Source organism: Nocardia aegles (assembly GCF_052545135.1).
The window spans coordinates 109762-132427 of the sequence record NZ_JBQWRI010000006.1 but is presented as its reverse complement, the minus strand read 5'-3'; the positions used below and the strand labels follow the sequence as shown (position 1 = coordinate 132427).

The following is a 22666-nucleotide window of genomic DNA, read 5'->3' as shown; positions in this document are numbered from 1 at the left end:
TCAGCGTCGCCGGGTGGCCCGCCGTGCCCCTAGCAGGAGAGCGGCGATCACCAGGATGCCGCCGACGATCAGAACGGTTCGCGCGCCGGTGCGGTGATCTCCGGTGTGCGGCATGGCGGACGGATCGCTGCCCGGCGACGATGCCATGGCCGGGTCGGTGCCCGGCGTGGGCGGCGCGGCCAGGGTGGCTCCGCTCGGGTTGCGCTGGGGTACCACCGCGCCGGGCAGGTTGCCGATCGAGGCGCCGCGCGGCAGCGCGAATCCGTAGTCGAGCAGGCGCGCGGCCTGTTCCCATGGCCGCACCGGCTGCACGTCGGCCTTGAGGAGGGTGACGGCGAGCCTGCGGCCGCCCCGCTGGGCTGCGGCGACGAAGGTCTGGCGGGCGTCGTCGGTGAAGCCGGTCTTGCCGCCGAGGGCGCCGTCGTAGTTGTAGAGCAGCTGGTTGTCGTTGCCGATCGGGTAGCCGGGGCGATCGGCGTCGCCCGGAACGGCCGGGTCGGCGGGGTAGCCGGGAAAATCGACCTGCTCGGTGTGGATCAGCTCGGCGAACAGCGGGATGGTCATCGCCTCGCGGAACAGCACGGCGAGGTCGTAGGCCGAGGTGCTCATGCCGGGGCCGTCCAGTCCGGACGGAGTGGCCGTGCGAGTGTCCATGGCGCGCAACGACTTCGCCAGCTCGTTCATCTTCGCGACGGTCGCGGCGTCGCCGCCGAGCTGCGCCGCGATGGCATGGGCCGCGTCGTTGCCCGAGGCCATGATCAGCGCCTGCACGAGCTGCCGGTTGGTGTAGCGGCCGCCGGGCCCGATGCCGACCCGGGTGCCGTCGACGTCGGCGTCGTCGTGCGTGCCGACGACCACCTTGTCGAGATTCAGCGTGCGCAGCGCCAGCGTGGCCAGCAGCACTTTGATCGTGCTCGCGGGCCGGTAGCGACCGTGCGGGTCCTTCGCGGCCAGCACCTCTCCGGTGTCCAGATCCGCCACCAGCCAGGCCGTGGCCGAAATGTCCTGCGGAGCGGGCGGCGCGGCTCTGGGGAGCACGACGCCGCACTCGCCGAGGCGCGTCCCCCCGATCGGCGGGGACGGAATCGGCAGCGGCGTGGGAGTCGGCTGTCCGGGCGCGGGCGCCTCGGAGGTGTCGATCGGAGCGGGCGGCGATGTCTTCTGTGGGCACCCGTCGGTGTTCGGGGTGGTGAACGGCGTGGTGGTGCTGGGCGCTGCCAGGGACGGCGCGGCCGTCGCTCCGAACGCGGCGACGGCGAGCACGGCGCCCAGGCAGAGCAGGGCACGGCGAGTGATCTTCATCGCCGATGAGCGTAACGGGGACAGCCGGACGCAGTCCGCGCATGGCCGGAGCGAAGGCGGAGGTACGCGTAACGGGCACAGCCGGACGCAGTCCGCCCTCAGCCCCGCGCATGGCCGGAGCGAAGCCCGCGGAGGTATTGACATCTGCTACTAAATGAGAGTTACTAGCAAAAGGCTGTCAATACCATTTTTGGAGGCGTCATGAAGAACGACGCGCCCCGTCGTCGCTGGCTTGCCCTCGGCGCGCTGGCCGTGGCGATGCTGACCATCGGGCTCGATGTCACCGTGCTGACCGTGGCGCTGCCCACGCTCGCGGTCGACCTGAACGCGAATACCGCTGCGCTGCAATGGTTCAGCAGCGCCTACACGCTGGCGCTGGCGGCCGTGATGCTGCCCGCGGGCGCGCTCGGCGACCGCTACGGGCGCAAGAAGTTCCTGCTCGTCGCGCTGGTGTTGTTCGGTGTGGCATCCGTCGCCTGCGCCGTGGCCGACTCGCCCGGCGAACTCATCGCGGCGCGCGTCGTGCTCGGCGTCGCGGCGGCGGCGATGATCCCGCTGTCGATGTCGGTGCTGCCCGCGATGTTCCCCGAACCGGCCGAGCTCCAGCGGGCGCTCACCATTTGGATCACCTCCACCGCGATCGGCTTACCGCTGGGCCCGATCGTGGGCGGCTGGTTGCTGCGGAACTTCTGGTGGGGTTCGGTATTCCTGATCAACGTGCCGATGGTCGTGATCGGTGCGTGCGCCGTCGCCGCCCTGGTTCCCGAATCGCGCAGCGCGCAGCGCTTCCGGATCGATCTGCCCGGGGTCGCGCTGTCCGCGACGGGCATGCTCGGGCTCACCTACGGCTTCATCCGGATCGGCGAGGAAGGCTGGGGCGACGGCCCGGCTTGGGCGATCATCGCGGCCGGTGTGCTGCTGCTCGGCGCGTTCCTGCTCTGGCAGCGCAGGACCACGCACCCGCTGATCGATCTCGAGCTCTTCGCCGCCGACGGATTCCGCTGGGGGACAGTTTTTTCGATCGTGGTGAACTTCGCCATGTTCGGCATGTTCTTCACCGTTCCGCAGTACTTCCAGGCGGTGCTCGGCGTGGACGCGCTCGGTAGCGGCCTGCGGTTGCTTCCGTTGATCGCCGGTTTGCTGGTCGGCAGCAGGTTGGTCGACAAGGTGCTGCCGAAACTGGGTGTCCGCGTGGTGGTGGCCACCGGATTCGCGCTGCTGGCAGGCTCGCTGGCAGTGGGCGCGTCGACCACCGTGGACAGCGGTTACGGCTTCGCCGCACTGTGGCTGACGCTGCTCGGCGCCGGTATGGGGCTGGTGATGCCCGCGGCTATGGGCATGGCGATGGGCGACCTGGACGCCGAGCGCTCCGGCTCCGGTTCCGCGCTGTTGCAGGCGCTGCGCCAGGCCGGCGGCACCATCGGCGTGGCGGTGCTGGGCACCGTGCTGTCCACCCGGTACCGGTCGGAACTGGGCGCGCTGAACCGCGAACCGATCTCCGACGGCGTGAACGCGGGCGTCGCCACCGCGCACAAACTGGGCGATCCCTCGATGCTGCACCAGGTGCAGGTGGCCTTCCTCGGCGGCATGAGCGCGATGCTGTGGGCCTGCGCCGCGTTGTGCGTGCTGGCCGCGGTGCTCACGGCGACGTTGGTGCGCATCCGGCAACCCGCCCGGGCGCCGGAGCCGGGTGCGGCAGAATCGATACATGTCGGTTGAGCTACCCGCGAACGGGACAGCGCAGGGTCTGCGCGAGCGGAAGAAAGAACGGACCCGCCGAACGATTCGCCTCGAGGCTTTCCGGCTGTTCCGCGAGCAGGGTTACAACGAGACGACGATCGAGCATATCGCCGCGGCCGCCGATGTCTCGCCGAGCACCTTCTTCCGCTACTTCCCGTCCAAGGAGCAGTTGGTGCTCGCCGACGATCTCGATCCGCCGATGATCGAGGCGTTGCGGCGCCAGCCGCGCGACATCCGGCCGATGGCGGCCTTCCGCAACGCGGTGCTCGAGGTCTTCGGCAGTCTGCCCGCCGCCGAGCTGGCGTTCGAGCAGGAACGGCAGGCATTGCTCTATCACGTGCCGGAGCTGCGGTCGGCCATCGGCTTGGAGATCATCCGCAGCATCGACCTCATCGCGGAGTTGCTCGCCGACCATCTCGGCCGGGCCGCCGACGACTTCGAGGTGCGGGTGGCGGCGGGCGCGGTGGCCGGCGCGGCCATCGGCATGGCGACGATGACGCCGATGAACGTCGAGAACATCACCCGCACATTGGATTTCCTCGACGCGGGCATGCCGCTCGGGCCGCGGCGGGAGGCCTGACGTCTCGATTCGGCCGCCACTACGCGCCGGCGGGGCTGGCGTGCCGTAAACGGTCGGGTGTGTCGTCGTCCATCGTCGCGAAGAAGCCGCCGATCACGTCCTCGATCTCGGCGATCGAGTCCGCGCAGTACAGAGTCGGCTGGTAGTGGGTGATGTCGTAGGCGGCGGTACCCATCTGGGCGATGTCGAGCGGGCGTAGTTCGGCGTGGCGGAACTCCTCGATCTCGCCGTAGGACGACAGCAGGCCCGCGCCGTAGCACCGGATCTCGCCGCGCTCCCGGACGACGCCGAATTCCATCGAGAACCAGAAGACGTCGGCGAGGAATTTCAGTGCGTGGTCGGTGCTCAGCCGTGCGACCGCCGCGCCGACGGTCGCGTAGATCGCGGCGAAGCGCGGGCTGGCGATCTGGTTGGCGTGGCCGATGATCTCATGGATCGCGTCGGGCTCCGGGGTGTACAGCGGTGCGGAATGATGCCGGATGTACTGGGTGGAATGGAAGATCCGGTCGGCGAAGGAGCCGAAGAACTCCCGCAGCGGCACCAGTCCCGCGGCCGGTGCGTAGCGGAACCCGGTCAACGGGGCGAGTGCCGCGGACACCTCGTCCAATTGCGGGATGTGATCGGTAGGCAGCGACAGCGCCTCGGCGGCCGTCAATACCTCCGCGCTGGCATAGGTGCGATGTTTGCGCGCGAGTTCGGCCGACACGATCCGCCACACCTGCTGTTCCTCATCGGTGTAGGCGACGTGGGGTAGCGGCTTTCCGGGTGCGTAGTCCAATGCGAGCGCGGCGATGGCATTGCGCCGGGCCCGGTATTGCGGATCGTGCACACCGGGGTGCTCATCGCTCAGGTGCACGGTCACGTCGCCGTCGCCGGTGCGCGTCACCGGCGAGTACAACTGCGCCTCGCTGAACATGACTCGATGCAAGCACCGCAGGCGCCCGCCGACAACAAAAGCCCGTCCAGCTGGGCAATCTGCCTAGCTGAACGGGCTGAGATCCGACCCCTGTGTCATTCGAAGGCGCGGATCGGGCGGCGTGCTGATCAGTGCGCGCCGTGCAGTGCATGCACCACCGCGTGGCCTTTGCCGCGTCCGATCATCCATTTATTGACCGGCGTGGTCAGCACGAAGGCCACCGCGTGGTCACGGCCGCCATCCGCCGAGTAGTTGGCGATTTGCCGGACATGAGCGGGCGTCATGCCGCAAGATGGCGAAAGTATGAAGGAGGGCGCATGAAATCCGTGCGGATCGATCTCGACCAGGACTTGCTCGCCGCGGCCGCCGCCATCATGGGCACGTCGACCAGCGACACCACCGTCAACGAGGCCTTGCGCCGGATCGTCGTGCACGAGCGCCAGCTGCACAATTTGCAGCGGCTCGCCGCGAAGGCGTTCATCGGGTCGGACGTCGCGGTGGTGGACCGCTAGGCCCGCGACCGGCGCGCTATCTCGGAGAAGCGGGCCGCTGCTCGTCGCGAGCACGCTGCCAGACCTCGTCGAACTCCTCGGCGTCGATCTGGAGTGCCGTGAACTCGGTCTGCGCACTCAGCTCGTCCGGCGTCGGAACCGGGATCTGCCCGAGTTCGGTCGTACCGGTGCCGCGGGTCGAATCGGCCCAGTCGCGGTGCCCGTCGCGGAACACCTCGATCTTGCGCACCTCGAAACCGTCGTCGCCGATCTCGCTGAACAGCTCGACCGGCTCGTCCTCGAAATCGTGGTGCCATTGCGCCTTCAGGTACCACATCGCCATCAGCTCCCCAGCTCGACCGACTCGGCTACCGAACCGCACACCAGCCAGCATATGGGTGTCGCGGGTCGGCGTCCCGTCGGCGAGCTGTCGGACGAGTGTCGGGTGTGGTGAGCGAGACCCGGCCGAACTGTCGGTGGCCCCTGGCAGAATCCCGGGCACTGTTGGCGTGACCCGAGGGGTGGGAGTCATGGCGGTCTCTTTAGTCGACGTGCCGGTGCAGCAGCGTCCGCGGGAGCGCTTGCTGGCGCTCGGGCCGCACGCGCTGAGCGACGCGGAGTTGCTGGCATTGCTGCTGCGTCAGGGTAGGCGCGGGGCGAGCGCGCTGGACCTGGCGGTGGAGTTGCTGGTCGAGCACGGCGGGCTCGCCGGGCTGGCGTCCGCGCGTCCGGAGGAGTTGTCGCGCCGAGCGGGCATCGGTGTGGCGAAGGCCGCCGCGATAGTCGCCGCCTTCCACCTCGGCACGCGAGCGCGCGGCAGGCCGGACACGTCGATCCGGCTCACCAGCCCCGCCGACGTGGCCGCCGCGGCCCTTCCGCTGTTCGCGGGCTGCCGGGTCGAGCGCCTGCTCGTGCTGGTCTGCGACGCGCAGAACCGCCTCCGCCAGAAAGTCTTCGTCGCCGAAGGCGCCGTCGACCAGGTCGCCGTCCCCGTCCGAGAAATCCTGAACACCGTGCTCCGCCACGACGGCCGCGCCTTCGCCATCGTGCACAACCACCCCTCCGGCGACCCCACCCCCAGCCCCGACGACCGCCACACCACCACCCTGCTCACCGAAGCGGCCCACACCGTCGGCCTCCGCTTCCTCGACCACGTGGTGGTCGCGGGGGAGAGGTGGACGAGCGCACCGAAGTTCGCTTGACCTTCGCACTGTGTCAAGGCCTTCACTGGCTGTCGGAGGTGGTTCCCATCAATTCGACACACAAGAATCCACAGCACGCCCGGCTGCTCGACGCATTGGCGGCGGGGAGCTCGTCGACGCGGCTCGAGGCGGCACTGGCGGCGGGCACTCATCCCGATCCCGGGTTCATCGATGCGCTGATAGAACGGTGCGCGATCGAGCCGGACTTCTTCGTGCGCGACATGCTCACGTGGGCGCTGACGCGGCTCCCGGCGGAGCTCACGGTGCCGAAGCTGCTCACGGAGGCTCGTTCCGAGCGGGCGCAGGCCCGGAGCCAAGCGTTGCACACGCTGTCCAAGATCGGGGATCCGAGCGCGTGGTCGGCGATCACGCGCTCATTGCTGCACGAGGCCGACGATGAAGTCGCGCGAAGTGCCTGGCGTGCTGCCGTCGTTCTCGTGCCCGACGAAGCGAAAGAATGGCTGGGCGTGGAACTGGCCAGGCAATTCGGCCGGGGAGACCGGGAGGTACGGTTGAGCTTGAGCCGCGCTCTCGTCGCGCTCGGGGAGGTGATCGAGCCGGTCCTCCGGATGGCGATGGCGAATCCCGACCCGACCGTGCGGGCGCATGCACGCGCCACGGAGCGGCTCCTGCGCGACCCGGATGCCGGATTCGACCTCGCCGTCGATGCGGCGAGACGGGTCGTCGCGCTCGGTCCGGACCAGGAGGAGACAACTGCGTGCTGATCGGTGAGGTGGCGCGCCGCTCGGGTGTGAGTGCCCGCATGCTCCGGCATTACGACTCCCTCGGGCTGGTGCGACCGACCGGCCGCACCGTGGGTGGCTACCGCGAGTACTCCCCGGAAGACATCCGGCGGATCTTCCACGTGGAGGGGCTGCGCTCGCTGGGGCTGTCATTGAGCCAGATCGGACGCGCGCTCGATGATGCCGGATTCACCCCGTCCACGCTGGTCGGCGACCTCATTCGGAAGACCGAAGAACGACTGAACCGGGAGCGAGAACTCCTGGAGCGGCTGCGTACGGTGGATTCGGCCGAGCCCTCCGGCTGGCAAGATGTCCTGCGCATCGTCGAACTGCTACACGCACTCGGTTCGCACAGCCCCGCCCGGCGGCAGCAGGCCGTCCTGGCGCCGGCCGAGGACGTTGCGGTGCCGGCCGAGTTGCTGGCCGAGGCGGTGCTCACCGAATCCGATCCGTATGTGGCCGGGGCTTTGCGGTGGGCGCTGGCACGGGCCGGCGGTGACGGGGTGGCGAGCGTGGCATCCGGCCTGGATTCCGAGGACGTCGACGTCCGGCGGCGCGCGGTCCTGGCGCTCGCCGAGCTGCCGGGCGACGAGGCGACCGCGGTGCTCACGGACGCGCTCGAGGACCCGGACACGACGGTCCGCAGACACGCTGCTCTCGCCGTGGGTGGGCGCGGCGTGACCCGGGCCGTGCCCGCGCTTGTCGGCACGGTGGTCGAAGGCCCGAACGACGTCGAGGCGGCCGAACTCCTGGGAACGCTGGCGCAGGACGCGGAGTGGGCGGATCAGATCATCAGTGCGCTGGTCGAACAGCTCACCGCATATGCGGCGGACTCGGCGGTGCGAATCCGACTGACCCAGGCGCTCGCTGAAATGCCGGGGACCATCGCGCTGGATACCCTGCGGCAACTGTCCTGCGATGAGGATCGCGCCGTGGCGGCCATAGCCTCGGCCCTCGTGGAAACGCTCGTAGAACGACCGGGCGAGCAGCCGGGCCAAGCCTGACCGATCTCACGGCGTGGTGTGGCCGATCCAGTGGAATCCGGTCATGGCCCGATCGACGGCGGCGCTGCTGGTTGGTCCTTCCGGCTCGTCCTCCGGCATGCTTCGCCCGGTTCAGCGGGCGAACGTTGCTCGGTGGCGACGGTCCGCGCCTTCTCGCGGTCGAAGCGCGCCTGCCACTGGGCATTGCATTCGCCGTTCGGCATGGTCTCGGTCGGCGCGCCCGGATCGCGTGGGGCGGCCTCGGCGGCGGTGTCGGCGTGGCGGGCTCGGATTGCTGCTTCCAGCGCGCTGGGCCCTTCGATGCCGAATTCGGCGTAGATCGACCGGGCTTGCCTCTGCACCGCCCACGGCGTTATTTCGAGTTCCGCTGCGGTTTCTTTATAGGTCTTGCCTTGCACAAGTCGCGTGAGCACCCGGAACTCTTGCCGGGTCGACCCGATTCGGGCGAGTTCGAGCGTCCCGGCCACGTTCTGGTAGGCGATCCGTACGTTATCGGGTATTTCTTGCTCGACGATGTGTCCTGTCGTCGATGCCTCGATGAGTTCTCGCACCTCGTTCGCGAGGGCGGACACCAGTTCCCGTCCAGTCATGTCCGGCAGGCCGTAGCGGAGAAAATCGGACATCGGCACGGGTGCGGTAGCTCTGCCGATGTGCTCGTTTTCCTGGGGCTTCGAAGCATCCGGGAACGTCGCGTGGACTTTCGGGTCGAGGCGCAGGTAGTCCCAGATTTCCGTCAGATCCGACATCATCTGTTGAGTGTCGATTTCCAGGTACCGGAGCTCCTGGATCCATTCGTCGAACGAATTGGTGCGCGCGGTGGTCGGTGGTGCCTGCAGACCCGGCCGAGCGTGTGACACGACCTCTTTCCGAGTGCTGCCTGCGTTCCGCGCGGCCTCGGTCAGGGACGCTCTGGACTTCCAGGGTGTCCGGCCGCCTGTTCGAGGCTCCGATGCGGCCGGATCGGGCCGAGCATCAGGACCGGGCCGTGGAACGCCCACATCGGGCGCTGCGGTTCCCGGTGGTGTCTCGCGCTGTGCGAGTCGAGCCCACGGGGTGCCGACGCTGCCGGCGGTGTTCGCCTCGTTGGTCGTGCCGTGCTGTGGGCCGGGGGCATCCGGCGAGTTCTGCGGCGCGGTGGTGCCGGGTTGTCGTGACCCGACCGGCGTGGGACCGGCTTCGTCCGGCTCGAGGTCGATCGCGACGGGGTCAGCGCCGCGATCGGCCGGGGTCGCGGGCCCGTCCTGGTCCGTCACCGTATTCGCGGGGGTGTCGATATTCGCGGCAGACAGGAATCCCGCTGCGGCGGTCACATCGTCATCTGTGCCCGCTTCGATGCCTGCCCGTACCAGCGCGCGCGTGACGGCGCCGAGATCGCCCGGGGCCTCGGCGAGCGACCGCCGCACGATGGCCGCGACAGGTTCGGGGTCGTCGGGGCTGATCGGTTCCCACACGCCGTCCGTCAGCGCCAGGACGACACCGTCGCCGCGCATGTCTCGGGCCTTCTCGCGCGGTTTCAGCCCGTCCAGGGACCGGCCCAGGTTGTGGGTGAGACCCGGGCCCCCGATCGCCGAGTGTTCGGCTTCTTCACGAGTGGTGTCGTCGAAGACGTCCAGCACATCCTGGACCTTCGAGTCGTCCCTGGTCAGCTGTATCGGCGGGCCGCCGTCCAGCGGAATCCAGTACGCGCGGCTGTCGCCCACCCAGTCGACGGTGAGCCGTCCCGACTCCATCAACGCGACCACGATCGTGGTGGCGGGCGGCTTGTCCGCGGGAGACTCCGGGGGCAAGGCGAGTACCGCCTCCTGGGCGGCGGCCACGGCACCCTCGACTACGGCCACCGGATCGATCGTGCCGTCGCGGGCGGCCCGCCGCAGCGCCGCCACCACGAAATCGTGGGCGGCTGCCTTGGCGGCGGCGGAGGCGCGATGACCGCCCTTCGGCCGCGAGAGTCCGTCGTTCACGATCAGTGCGGTGGCCTCTTCGCTACCGACATTCACTCGGATCAGGGCGAAGGCGTCCTCGTTGTGCGCGTGCCGGCCCCGATCGCTCGCTGCCGCGACCGTACCCAGATCCTCCACCGTCAGGTTCTGCTCGACATAGCGCCGCGGAGTAGTTTCATCGGAGCCGCGGGGCTGCTCGACATGGTGCCCCCGCGGGTGTTCCGATCCGGACTGCGCTGCGCGGTCCTCGGTGGTTGGATCGGGCGACGCCGACTCGCCGGGACCGGGCTCGGTGAGATCATGCTGCCGGGGCTGGGTCTGTGCGATGAAGTCGGGTTGTCCGTCCGCGCCGGGCCAGACGACGGGTGCGCCGGGTTGCGCCACCGGGGGAGTGGTCGTCGCGCGCTGCTGCGGCTCGCCCAGCATCTCCGCTAGAGCGCGGACCCCGCGGTCGGCCACGCCGTAGTTCCCGGCGGCTTGCGCGAGTCGTCGTTCTCTATCGGTCGCACCGGCCAGGGCGGCGGCCGCGGCGTCGCGCATCTTGGTTGCCGCCAATAGCTCTGAGATCGCGCGGAAGTGGTCGAGCAGGAATGAGAGTCGCTCCCGGCCTATCCGTGTCGTATCCCATTGCTCCGCGAAGGTCAGCAGTTCCTCCAGCCACTGCGACATATCTCGCAGCGCGTCATAGCGCCGCGTGGCCTCGGCGAGCTGTTCGCGGTCGGTGGTGACCACCGTATCGACCGCTGCCCCCGCGGCCACCATCTCCGCGAAGATCGTTTCGGCCACGTCGCGCAGCCGTTCCGTCTCTTTTGGCTGGAGGTGTTCCGCCGGCCGGGTCACGATCGGCGTATCTGTTCGGGCGCGGGTCCGTGCCCAGACCTCCGCGACGGCGGCGAGAGCCGATCCGAGCCGGATCTCCGCGGCGTCCTGCCGGGCCCGCAGGACGGCGGGCGTCCCTTCTCGCAGGCCCTGCTCGTAGGCGGCGGTTGCCTCGGCGGCTTCGTCCGCGCCGGCCGACCATGCCGACATCTGGTGGGCGAACTGCTCCAGCAACCGTAGCCGTTCCGCCGGGACCCGCGCATCCAGCCGGCGCCGCGCGGCCACCAGTTCATCGATCAGAGCGGGGGCTCGAGTCAGCACGGAATCGTTCGAAACCGCCACTGCGCCAGCCAGTCTCGCGGCGACCGCATCACGAAGTGCCCGCAACTGCTCGATTTCACGGGATTCCGCGCTGTCGGGCTGATGGCCTGCGCGTGGGCTTTCACCGGGGCCGGTGGTGGCGTGCTCGCTCGAATTCACCGGCTGGTGGGGGTGGATCCGTGGAGCGCCGGGTGTAGGCGTGCTCGATGTCTCTGGTTCGTCGGGGTCGAGGTCGATGGCGACGGGGGCGATCCGGGTGCCCGGATCGGATGCGGGTGTGTTCGGTGGCAGGCTGTTCCGCAGGGCCGTGGCGACATCTGCGGGGGTATGCGCGGCCGTCACGCTCTCATCAGAGTCCGGCCGCTGTGCGCCGGAGGCTGCCGCCGCGGCGACTGCCATCGGTCCGTCCGGGTGGTACCAGTACCCGACCTCGTCGGCGGCCCGGCATACCCGACTGATGACGTCAGGCTCCCCGACACCCTTCTCAGCGTCGCGGACGACGGCCTGCTCTGTTCCTGCTGCCGCGGCCACCTCGTCGCGATCGGCAGGCTCGAGTACCTCGAGGCCCGCTTCGAAGGCCTTCCGGTTGTCGCGGTGTGCGTCGGTGAGTACCTTCACCAACTGTTCGGCGCGGGATCGCCGTTTGCCCCGAGGCGGCGTTTCCGATCGCGGCTTTTCTGTCGATGCTCGCGCAGTACCGTGGACGTCGCCGGCCGACGGGAGTTCGGAGGGCGCGCCTTCTGTATCATCGAGGTCGATCGCGACTGGATCGGTGCGATTACCAGATGTATTGCGATACTCGCCGACGTTACGGTTTGCCGGCGCGTAGTAGGTGGATCTGAGCATGGCGTATCGGGCTGACGATCGCGCCACGGCAGCGAAGTCGCCTGGCGGGACAAAATTCCGCAAGGCCACCGCGATCGCCTCTTCGCCAACCTTCATGAGTTCGGCGCGGTGCTCTACTGAGATATCCCAGCCGCTTGCCAGCTGCTCTGCGATCCACGCGTATTCCTGCACAATCAGCTTCTCAGCCTTGGCCTCGATCGCGCTACCGACTCGCGCTGCGATGAATTCCCAAATCAGCGGATGTGTGGCCGATTCGCGGCTCGCTGAATTCGGATGCTTCGGAAAACGTCGTAGTACGGCAATCAGTGAATCATTGGAGAAACGTAGTCGGTCACGAAGTCTCCGGAGCAGGGTGATATCGGGCCTACTGCGTCCTTTTTCGTAGTTCACGATCGTCGTGACAGACCTGTCGCATAACTCAGCGAACTCGGACTGTTTCATTCTGTAATGATGCCGAAGCTCGCGCAACCAGTCGTTTATTGATTCGAAGTCGTCGGGATCCGGGAATTCCTCCGGCGCGTTCGATCTCCGAACACCGGGCTGGATTCCGCGTTCCGGCGCCTGCGCGAGCGTGGCTGGTGGCGGTGTCGGCTCGTCCGGAGTGTGGTCCTGCTCGAGGACTGCGGCCAGTGCCCGGACGGCACGGCGGTGCAACTGTTCGGCCGCACCGCGGCTGAGGTTTTCGTCCAGTACGGCGGCGATCTCAGGAATCGAGCGGCCCTCCAGGTACCGAAGCTCGAGGCATCGTTCCTGACGGGGATTGCCCAGCTGCCGGATCGCCGTCCGCAGCCTGTCGAGTTCTCTCGGGTCGCCTCGCTCCGCCGCCTCGACCGCGACGGCAAATGTGGCTTTGACCTTTCGCAGCGCGTCACGATCCGGTGCCGGCCTCGTGCGCGTAGTGGGCCGGGGGTGCCGCTCGTCCTGCATGCGCTGGTATTCCTCGAACCAGGGCAAGAAGATCCGCAACAGTTCGGAGCTGGTGTACTCGGCGGTGCTGTCGGCCGACGGACGGGCCGACGTCGCCGCGGCTGTGGTCGTCGGGGCGGAGGTCCCGGATCGGGCCACTAGGTACCGAGCCATTCGCTGGGCAGCTCGCTCGGTCTGCGCCTCAGCGTCGGGGTCGGCGCGGTTCGCGGGCGCGGAAGCCGCGGTGGCAGACGATTTCGGCCGAGCGAGCACACCGGTGACATGTTTCCGTTGCTGCGAGCTGAGTACGCTCAACGCGTCCAGGAGATCCGCGGGCCCCGCGTCGGCTATCGTGCCGGCCAGCATCGCCTGTGATGTGCCGTGTTCGGCCGCAAGGTAATTCACCACCCGGCGCGCCGACATGACAACCGACGAGCGGACGGACTTGCTGTTCGTACCGGACGCGAGCTGATGCAGGTTCAACCGGTCGCTGGGGGTGAGCGCCTGCATCGCGCGATCGATCTGCTCGATGTCTGCTTCGTTCAGCAGCTCTTCCGGTGTGGGCGCAGTGCCCTGGAGGGCGGTATGCAGGATGTTCCGCAGCCTGTCCAGCTGTGTGGGTGTGTGGGGACCGGTGTCCCTCGGTTCCTGTGGTGAACGCTCGTCGAGCGTTCCGGTCTCCGCGAGGCGTGTCAGGGCGTGGTCGTCCAGCCACTGCGTGACCGCATTCAGGCATTCGTTTTCCGCGTACACCGGTGTGGCTGCCGATTCCGGCCGGCCGGGATGCTCTCCCGACTCGTCGGCTCGGTTCGCAATGTGCACGGCTATCTGCCGAACAACGCTGAGAGCCCAGGAGTCGAACGTTGCGTCGTCGTAGCCGAGTATCGGTGCCAACTGGGCGGGCGGTACGTTGCGCGCATACCGACTGGTAATGAGTTCCCTTTGAGTTGGGGTGAGCCTGTCGAGTGCTTCCCGGACGCTCACCGGGCTCGCGTCCACGAGCGCGGCGGCCAGCCATTCTTGCTCCGAGTTATTCACGGCGCCAATGGAAATAACCAGTCTGTGAGCTGCCGCAAGTGCTATCGCGCGAGCTTCGGGCGTATCCGCTCCGGCTTTCACCGAGCGCAGTGCATTCCAATCGTCAGTGGTAAGTCCATGGAACGCGTGGGCCAACTGCTGCGAGGTCGCGCGCTCCAGCAGTTGCTGTGGATCGGGTTGAGCGGCGTGCGTCAAGGCGTTGTGCAGAGCGGACTGGAAGTGGCCGGGCAAGTCGGAAGGCCGCGGCTCGTCGGCGACGGGCAGCAGGCCGGCCAGAACCTTGATCTGCTCGAGATCGGAAGTGCCCAGCTTGGCCTGCAGACGGAATCGGTGCCCCCGTGCCGTCGTTACCGGCATCCCCAACTCGTCACTGATCGCGCGGTCCGGTAGGCCCGCCACCATCAGATCGAGGACTTGGCGTTCGCGCGGCGACAAAGCGACGCGATCCAGTGCCACGGACGGGTTGTGGTGGCCGATCTCGAGCGATCCTTGCCGGTGTGCCGCGAGCATGGCCGGGATGCGTCCGGTGGTATCGAATCTGCCGGGCAGTTCCGCCAGGAAGTTTCTCACTCGGTATCTGTTCATTCCGAGTCTTGTGGCGATGTTATGGGCGGAGAGCCCGTCGGCCGCCAAGCGGAGGATGGCAACTTCCGGCGGAGTCAGTGCGACGTGCGGAACGGTGTCGTCGGCGCCGTCATCGAGCCAGCCTTTCTGATCCGCTGCGAAGACGGCTCGTACCAGGCTGCTCCGGCCGAGCTTGGCGCAGGCGCTTCCGGCGTGGCGGTACAGCTGCGAATACGGGATCCCCATCTCGGCACTGATTTCCCGGTACGACAGACCCCGCGCACTCATGCGCAGGATGTCGAGCTCTCGACCGGTCAAACCACTGAATTCGGGGAGAGCGGTATCCATTTCGGCTTCCGGGATTCCGCGGCTGCCTGGCTCGTCGGGCTCGCTGAGGTGGATCGGGGCCGGGACAGCTGCCCGCGTGTGGGACTGACTGTGCTGCTGCCAGAACTCGGGTGGGAATGCCGACCCGCCGTCAGGTCGTCCGGACTCCTGCTGTGATGAATTATTGTGGGGCGCTGACGTTTCCGTCGATTGTGCGGTGTGATTCGGGGTCGATGCGACCGTGGCGCGGTGCTCGGCCTGGAGCCGGGCCAACTCGTCGAGCACGAACCCGCTGTCGGGGTTCAAGTATGCGATCTGCTGTTGCGCGTAGTCGGCGCGGGCGGTGGGGGACATGGCGCGCCATCTCGCGGCCAGGGATGCGGACGGGCCGTTGGAGGCGATGCTCGTGCCGAACTCGGACGCGGCCGGGACCGGACCGCGATGGTCCGCCTGCACCAGGGCATTGCGCTGTTCGGCTTCCCGCAACACCTGGAAATACGGGATGTCTCGAAGCAGGGCCTGCAGGACGTAGGCGGGATGTGTGCGATCGGCCGGTGCGGTCCTGCCGAACGCGTTGTTCGCCTCGGCCAGTGCTTCGGCCGGATTGAATACCGCGAGGTCACCCATTTTGGGCTCGTAAGTGCCCATTTCCGTACCCTGCGACTCTTCTCCCGCAAGTATTCGGTTGTTTTCCTCTGCCTCCTTCAGCTTCTTCCTGCTTCTGCTGTACGAATCGAGCTGCCCCAGCCAATCGTCGAAATCGAGGTCCGGTGGCAGCATGCCGGCCTTTGTGAACTCGGCGAAATGCGTGAACAGGAATCCGAATGCGCGCGCCTCTTTGGAGTCTTCGTAGTCCTTCCCCTGGACCGCTCCGTCTCGTAGATAGGCAATCGGCTTTTCGTCGTAGAGCCCCTTCCGCGCGGCTCGATCCTGCAGATGGCCCATCTCGTGACTGACGGAGTCGTATGCCGGATCGCCGGTCGGGGCCATCAGGTGACCTGCCTGCACCGCCTTCCGCATGGCGTTCCGGAATTTCTCCGGGTCACCGAAGAGGTTCTCGTTCAGGACCATGAAGGTCGGGGCGTCCTTTTCGATGCCTTCGGGAGTCCAGATACAGGCACCGGTATTGCCGACCATGGGGGCGACCAGTACGACGTCGAGCTCGAGCTCCTGCCCTGCCGCGAAACCGTCGACAATCGCATTCCTGATCGACAGAGCCGTGTCGACGGAGATCCCCGGCTTGTCCAGTCCGAGCACCTCGATGCCGAACGTCTCGAACAACTGCCGGGCAATGGCCTGCTTGATTTTTCGATCCGTCGCGGCCGTCTTCGCGGAGGTCGCACGGTCGCGGTTCTCGGCCGAGGGTTGCCGTTGCCGGGCCGTCGAATCGGTCGCCGGTACTGCGATCTCCTGCGCGACCCACCCGAACAGGGCGATCTGAGCGTCGGTGAGGTCGTCGCTGCGGGATCTGGGATCGAGCGCCTCGCTGACGAGTCGGCGTACGGCGGGATTCAGGTGGTCGAGGCTGTCGAGCCATGTGTTTCGCGCCTGGCTGAGCAGCCAGTCGCCGATGTCGATGCCCGGGGGGACTTGCCAGCCACCGGCTTCGGCGGCGCCGAGCGTGGCCCGGGCGACGGCGTGCGCCAGGAGCTGGATCCGCGTGGGCGGGGTGTCGTGCTCCGCATTCCCGCTGAGTACGGCACACATGGCTTGGGCGGTGGCGGGGCCGAAATGGCGGTCCAAGGTCTGCGCGGCGGCCTGGTCTCCCCGCTGCGCCCGTTGCAATATCTCGGTGCGGTTGTCGGGAGGCAGCTGGTCGAACGGGACGGTGGTGCCCGCAGCGGCCGCGAGGATGGGCTGGGCGGTCGGCACCTGCGCGACCAACTGGGCGACGGCTGCGGTGTGCGCGTCTTCGAGCCTGCGTCCTTGCTGCAACGTCGTCCCGGCATCGGTGACGAGTTGACGCTGCGCCGGATCGAGCTGATTCAGGCTGGTGTCCAGCAGATTTCGTGCGGTCTCGCGTAAGTGGTCGGCGACGTCGGTCCCGATCGGGAGACCTTGCGACTCGACCTGATCGAATGCCGCGTCGCGGACGGCCTGCGCGACCGGCAGCAACGGTGCGGCCGCCTGTCCGCCGGGTGCGTCCAGCAGCTGCAGGAGGTGGCGGAGGGTGCTGTCGCCGTGCTCGTCACGCAGCTTGGGTGCGACCGGTGGGTTACCGGAAGGGAGATTGGATGCTGCCCCGGCGGCGAGGCCTGCGGCGGTCGGGACGAAGGTGCCGTTGTGGGTGGCGGCAGCGGCGTGCGAGGTCGCATGTGAACCGGTCGCATGCGCAGCCGCGGTCCCCGCGGATTGGGGAGGGGGGTGCTGGGGTTGCCGGGTCGCGGTGCCATGTGCGTCCGTGGGCGGGGCGTTGGCTTGGTTGGCGCTCGCGTACTTGGAGGCGAGCTGATTCTGCTCGACAGCGTCCTTCATCGCGGGGACGGCATGCTTCCACAGGTCGGACTCGGCGTTTTGCAGCGCCGTTTCGGTCCTGTTGAGTTCGATGCGCGTCGCCTCGGTGTTGAGGGCTTCGTGCTGTTCCAGGGCGGTCCGGTGGGCCTTGACGGCTTCCGTGTACTGGACGATCTGCTGCGTGACGCCGTGGTCGGTGACCCGGCCCAGAAAGTCCTCGGGGGAGACGTAGTGCACCGCCGAACCCGGGGTGCCGCCGTGCTCCCGGTCGTCGCCGGATCCGCCGCGGGCGCCACGACCATCGACTTGGTCGTTCACCCGCTCGGAGTACGACGGCCCGCCGCTGACCTTGACGTCGACACCGCCGAGATCGATCACCTCCTGCGACGGCGTCGGGTCGGCGCCGCGGCCTCCGTCCTTGTTGGTGATATAGATGGTGCCCTTGTCCCCGAATTCCTCGATCTTCTGCCTGACCAGGGCCTCGGCGCCGGCATTGCTACCGCCGTGCTCGGCGTAGAAATCCGCATCGACCACCTCGAACTTCAGCTCGAACGCCTCGCCGTGTTCTTCCTTCGCCGCTGCGCGGAGCAGGTCGATCAGTCCGATCCGCCCGGCGTCCGGGTCGCCCCGGATTTCGCCGTTGTCCATGCACACGACCCACTGCGCACGGCCGGTTTGCTCCCCGTCGACAACATGTGCGTCCCGCACGATGTCGCGGGCCAGCTGCGTGAGTTTCGCATGCGTGTTCTCGTAGAATTTCGGCGGTTCCACGACCCGTTGCGATGCATAGAATGTCGGAAGCTCCGGCACCGGCCCCACGCCGTACAGGTCGTAGGTGATGCCCTCGACGCCCTTCATGGTCCCCGACAGACCAGACGGATCGAACAGCAATTTGCTGCCGATCAACTGCTGATCCGACATGCGCAGCGAATGTTCCTGATTCGCCCGGACCGGCAGCCCTTCCTTGAGGTCGACGAACTGACCGACGTCCTGCCAGCGCACCTCGGTCCACTTCGTCCTGTCCCACATCGCCTTGTCGTTGGTTTCGTGCGCGAGGATGCCGATCTTCGCGCCCTCGCCTTCGTCCGCCCGGGTGATGTAGTGCGTGCCCTTCTCCAGCCCCCAGCGGGCGTTGGCGGCATCGGCGTACAGCTTCAGCTCCGAGGCGGTGACCGGTCCACCCGCCACCTTCTCCAGCTTCGCCACCGCCGCCGGGGTTGTTTCCGCGGCCCACATTCCCCGGGTGTGCTCCGGCCTCTTGAAATCCGCTGCCGTCAAACCGTGTTCACGCTCCGCTGTCGTCAGCCGATTCCAGATGCCCTGCAATTCGGCGCGCACCTCGGGTGGGGCCTCCTCCGCCGCCCCGGGGGAAAGTACGCATTCGGAATTGCCGTCGAAGATGGTGTCGAATTCGTCGACGGTGAGCTTGCCCGCCGGGAACGGGTCGTACCGGACGTCCAAGCCGTGGTCGGATGCCGCGGCATCCAGCCTTTCCTTGATCAGATCGATCGACGGTTTCGTGTTGAGGAAGTCCCGCAGTGCCGTCACCTCCTGGTGCGACATGCCACTGGCCGCGAGTTCGTTCATCATCGAATCCGCGACCTTCAACGCCCGGAACAGGTAGTCCTCCTTCGTACCCACGACGATCCGGCTACGGCCGGGCACCGGATCCGGCAGCGGACCGTCCTGATCCATCCGGACCACATCGATCCCGGTATCCGACTCCGGCCGCGCCACGAATGCGTGCAACTCACCGGCCAGCTCACCGGCGAGCAGATCACTGCTGGTCCATGCATGTGCGGTGCCGTGATCGATGGCGTCGGACACCTTCTTCATCACCATGACGATGGTCTTGCCCTCACCGGTCTTCATATCAACCGGACCGTGCTCGAGCAGCAGAAACGCCGCGGCCTGCGTCTCCCGCACCAGCCGATGCCGGTCGTCGCCCCGGCGAATCCATTCCGTCATCGCCGCGACGCGCTCCTCCCTGGATCCCCGCACCATGGTGTCGGCCAACGATTCCGGTGATGCCTTCGCCAACGGGCTCGTACCGTCGGCCGTGCTGCCCGGCTTCCGCAACTCCCCGATCGCGCGACCGGCGTCCAGGGCCGCGCGCACCCGCTCCTGGGCGACCATCTCGAACACGGCGTCGCGATCGGTGAGCACCCCGGCCTCGTAGTCGTTCATCAGCGAAACACCCGCGTTGTCCGAGATTTCCACCAGGTCACGGGCTCTGGCCTGGGCTGCGGCGTCATGCTGGGCTACCGCCGCCTCGTACGCATCCCGGCACTCGGCCAACCTCGACTGAGCCTGCCGGAGCTGTTCCTGAGCGGCCCGCGCGGCTTCGACGGCCACCCGATCCTCCGCCGTGCCCCGCCCGAACAGATCGCGTATCTCGTCGCGGAAGCCGACGCGGGTGGCCCGCTCATGCTCCACCGCCACACGTACGGCCTTCTCCTGCCGCTGCAACTCGGCATGGGCGGCCCGCTCGCGCTCGGCCGCCGCGTCGACACGCTGCCGGTGGTGTTCGCGCACCAGCTCGTTCTGCTGCCGCTCTCCCGCAATACGCTGCTCTACTTCAGCCCGTGCATTCGCGCGTACGGCCGCGGCGGGGTCCTCATCGCGAGCGGCGGGCGGCGTATCGTCGACCGCGCGGGCCTGCTCCGGCTCCGTCTCCGGATGCGGGGCTCGTGCCGTCTCGTCGCCCTTGGCGTCGGTGCCGTCGGCGCGGCCATGCTCCGGTTCCGGTTTGTCGGCCGGAGGCGGCGTGTTCCGGTTGTCATTCTTGGTGGCTCGGGCCGTCGTCGATTCGGGCGGCCCGGAGCCGTCCTCGGCATGTCCCCGCGCTCCTTCGACCGGTTCGACAGCCGGAGGGCGCTCCGCGGCAGCATTCTTCGGAGCCGACACGCGCGGCGGCCGATTGCCTCCGGCAGCGCCGGGTGGCCCACCGGCAGCGGGTGCGCCAGGCTGCGCCCCGGCGGCCGGTCGCACTGGGCCGCCGGTCGGCTGCGCGGTCTGCCGCTGCTGCCCAGCCGCGTCCACGAGCCTGTCCCCGCCGGGGGTGCGCTGACCGGGATCGCCGCGTTGTGGAGCGGGCGCCGGGTCGGTGACGATCGTCATGGTCGGGGACGCGTCCCGGTCCGACGACACTCCGTCGACCGAATCCTTCTGCGCCTCCGCCGGTACCAGCTCGGACACGGTTGGTGCGGGATCGGCCGCTGCGTCAGGGGCCTGTTGTGCCTCTTGGCGCTCGGTCGCCGCCGCTACCGGACTCGGCTGCGCCGATGCGTCGTGCGAGTCGGCCGTGACGGGTTGCGGACCGGATTCCTCGTCCGCTGCGACACCTCGTTGCCGAACCGGTGCCGACGGCCCGGCCGCCGGGTCGTCGCTTCGGGCATCCGCGACAGCGCGGCCTCGCCCGGCCGGCCCCTCGCCCGCCGGATCGTCGTCTCGGGCATCCGCGACGGCGCGGCCTCGCCCGGCGGGCCCCTCGCCCGCCGTGTCCCGGCCGCCAGGATGCGGTCGGGCAGTGGCGGCGGCGTTGTCCGGCACTGCGGCGTGCTCCGGCGTGGAATGCGGTGCCACCGGCGTTTTCTCGGAGCCGACCCGGTTGCCGTGAGCCGACCCGGGCGCGACGTCTGCCGGTCGAACACTGCCTTCGCCGGTATCCGTGGGGTGTGGCCGCACCGAGTGGTCGGGCCCGGCTGCGGGGTGCTCATGTTCGGTGGTTTGCCGTGCTGTACCCGCGTTCTCGGCGGTGCTGTTATTCGAGTCGCGCGGTGCTGGAGGCAGCTCCCCGTCGACAGGAGCTGCAGCGGCGCCGACGGCCTCGGAATCCGATCGTGCGGCGGGAGCGTTAGGTGACCCGGGCGCCTCCGCCGATGCCGGATCCGTCCCGAGGCTCGGCACGCCGACCGGGTTGACGGTGGACGCGATGGCGGCCGCGGGGAAGGTGACGGTCTTGACGGGATTGACATTGTCGATCAGGGCGCCGGGCATGCCTGCGGGTGGTTCCCAGTCCATGCTGTTGTTCGGCACGGAGAACGGCTGCTCCGGACGCGGCTTGTACTCTTTCGGCGGCGACACATCGGGCGGTTGATTGCCTCCGTCAGCTTTCGGCGTTGTCCCTGCGGGGGCCGGATCAGCAGGTGTGGCAACGGCGTCGGAGGGGGGCTTGACAGACTTGACCGGGTTGAGGTTGTCGGGCGACACATTCGGCACATTCGCGGGCTGCCAGTCGGCATTGTTCAACGGGAGTGCGGGATGGGCCGGCGCGTCCGCGGTTGCCCCAGCTCGGCTCAGCAGCGCCACAAGATTGTCGATCTGTTGTTGCTGATGGGTGTGGGAGGGGTTGTTCGGATCGAAGTCAGCGGTGACGATGCCATGCGAGCGCAGTGCGTCGACGAGCGAACCGGGCGATGCTTCGGCCCTGGTGACATCCGGTGCGACAGCGGGGGCGGCAGTCGTGTCGGGAAGTGGCGCCCGGCTGCGCATCCCCTGTGCCGCGAAGGCTGCCGCGCCGAGGAATCCGCTACCCATACCGGGGATCAGGCCCTCGGTGAAGGCCTTGCGGCTGAACGGCTGGTCGGACAGCGCAAGCGAGACGGCGGTGCCGCCGAGGGCGCCGACGGCTCCGGCTCCGGCGCCGACCATCGTGGTGCCGGCGAGTTGCAGCGCCACCCGTCCCGCGGTGCTGTTGGCGTTCGCGCCGATGGTGGCGACCTTCGGCCCTGCCCAGAGTCCGAACAACATGCCGAGGGCGCCACCGACACCGCCGGCGGCCGTTGCCACGCCGACGGATTTCCAATCCATACGTTCGCGGTCGCCCTTGGCAACCTGAATCGCCTGGGCAGCGGCTTGGGTGCCGCCGCCCAGTGTTACCCCCATCAGGACTCCGTTGCGCAGCAGCACCATCGAGCCGCGTTCCGCCGCCAGTTCCGCACCGCGTCCGGAAAGGAACGCCACGAACCTCATCCACGCGCGCTGCGCCGCGGTTCGGGTCGCCATCTGCGCAATGGCGGCCTGGATCGGACCACCGGCCGCGAACATCAGTGCGCACCGGGCCAGCTGGAGGGCCAGGATCACGGCCATGCTGATGATGACCATCTTCTGCAGCTCGGTGGCGTTGGCGCTCTCGTAGAGCTGCCTGGCTAGGCTGTCGCAATTGGTCGCCTGCTGTCGGAAGCGCTCGGCCGTGCGCCGGTGCTTGTCGGCGATCGCGGCGACGGTCTCGCCGTGTGAGCCCTCGGACGGCTGTGCCTTGGCTTCGTGATATTCAGCCTGCTCACGACACCATTCGGCCTTATCCGACCAGGCGTCGGCGGCTCGTCGTTCCGCGTCCTCGTCACCCAGAGGGAAGTGCACCGCGACACACATCACTACGACCGGGGGAAGCCAGGCCGGCAAACGCAGCGTCATGTGTGCTCGCGTTCGTCGATGCGTATCCGGCAAGCGGCTTTGCGAACGCTACCGC

The 22666-nt window shown here is 68.2% G+C and carries 11 protein-coding genes; 6 read left to right on the top strand and 5 right to left on the bottom strand.

Annotated features, from left to right (window positions below):
• On the bottom strand, positions 1-1302 hold the full coding sequence (locus tag ACT89H_RS18540) for a D-alanyl-D-alanine carboxypeptidase family protein (protein WP_445109883.1): 1302 nt from the start codon (positions 1300-1302) through the stop codon (positions 1-3).
• A gap of 201 nt (positions 1303-1503) precedes the next feature.
• Between ACT89H_RS18540 and ACT89H_RS18535 the strand changes: the two genes are divergently transcribed.
• On the top strand, positions 1504-3021 hold the full coding sequence (locus ACT89H_RS18535) for a DHA2 family efflux MFS transporter permease subunit (RefSeq protein WP_445109882.1): 1518 nt from the start codon (positions 1504-1506) through the stop codon (positions 3019-3021).
• Positions 3011-3622, top strand: coding sequence for an acyl-CoA-like ligand-binding transcription factor (locus tag ACT89H_RS18530; protein WP_445109881.1), 612 nt, complete (start codon positions 3011-3013; stop codon positions 3620-3622). Before ACT89H_RS18535 ends, ACT89H_RS18530 begins: the two co-directional genes overlap by 11 nt.
• A 19-nt stretch (positions 3623-3641) precedes the next feature.
• Here the strand turns inward: ACT89H_RS18530 and ACT89H_RS18525 are convergent, their stop codons facing one another.
• Positions 3642-4538, bottom strand: a complete 897-nt coding sequence (locus ACT89H_RS18525; protein WP_445109880.1) for a phenylalanine 4-monooxygenase — start codon at positions 4536-4538, stop codon at positions 3642-3644.
• Positions 4539-4666: 128 nt separating this feature from the next.
• The gene (locus tag ACT89H_RS18520) at positions 4667-4822 is read right to left on the bottom strand and encodes a hypothetical protein (protein WP_445109879.1); all 156 of its coding nucleotides are present in this window, start codon (positions 4820-4822) and stop codon (positions 4667-4669) included.
• 33 nt (positions 4823-4855) lie between these two features.
• On the opposite strand from ACT89H_RS18520, the gene ACT89H_RS18515 reads away from it, so the two are divergent.
• The gene (locus ACT89H_RS18515) at positions 4856-5050 is read left to right on the top strand and encodes a type II toxin-antitoxin system VapB family antitoxin (RefSeq protein WP_445109878.1); all 195 of its coding nucleotides are present in this window, start codon (positions 4856-4858) and stop codon (positions 5048-5050) included.
• 16 nt (positions 5051-5066) lie between these two features.
• On the opposite strand, the gene ACT89H_RS18510 is transcribed toward ACT89H_RS18515, so the two are convergent.
• Complete coding sequence (locus tag ACT89H_RS18510; protein ID WP_445109877.1) at positions 5067-5372, bottom strand: DUF6881 domain-containing protein; 306 nt, start codon at positions 5370-5372, stop codon at positions 5067-5069.
• A 187-nt stretch (positions 5373-5559) separates the two neighbouring features.
• Between ACT89H_RS18510 and radC the strand changes: the two genes are divergently transcribed.
• Genes radC through ACT89H_RS18495 form a run of 3 tightly spaced genes read left to right on the top strand, consistent with a single transcriptional unit; the run spans position 5560 to position 7978 of the window.
• Positions 5560-6231 (top strand): RadC family protein, encoded by a 672-nt coding sequence (gene radC / locus ACT89H_RS18505; protein WP_445109876.1) that lies wholly within the window; start codon positions 5560-5562, stop codon positions 6229-6231.
• A 38-nt stretch (positions 6232-6269) separates the two neighbouring features.
• The gene (locus ACT89H_RS18500) at positions 6270-6956 is read left to right on the top strand and encodes a HEAT repeat domain-containing protein (RefSeq protein ID WP_445109875.1); all 687 of its coding nucleotides are present in this window, start codon (positions 6270-6272) and stop codon (positions 6954-6956) included.
• A complete protein-coding gene (locus tag ACT89H_RS18495) occupies positions 6950-7978 on the top strand; it encodes a HEAT repeat domain-containing protein (protein WP_445109874.1) in 1029 nt (342 codons plus the stop codon). Before ACT89H_RS18500 ends, ACT89H_RS18495 begins: the two co-directional genes overlap by 7 nt.
• Positions 7979-8019: 41 nt before the next feature.
• Here the strand turns inward: ACT89H_RS18495 and ACT89H_RS18490 are convergent, their stop codons facing one another.
• On the bottom strand, positions 8020-22611 hold the full coding sequence (locus ACT89H_RS18490; RefSeq protein ID WP_445109873.1) for a LuxR C-terminal-related transcriptional regulator: 14592 nt from the start codon (positions 22609-22611) through the stop codon (positions 8020-8022).
• Positions 22612-22666: the final 55 nt, after the last annotated feature.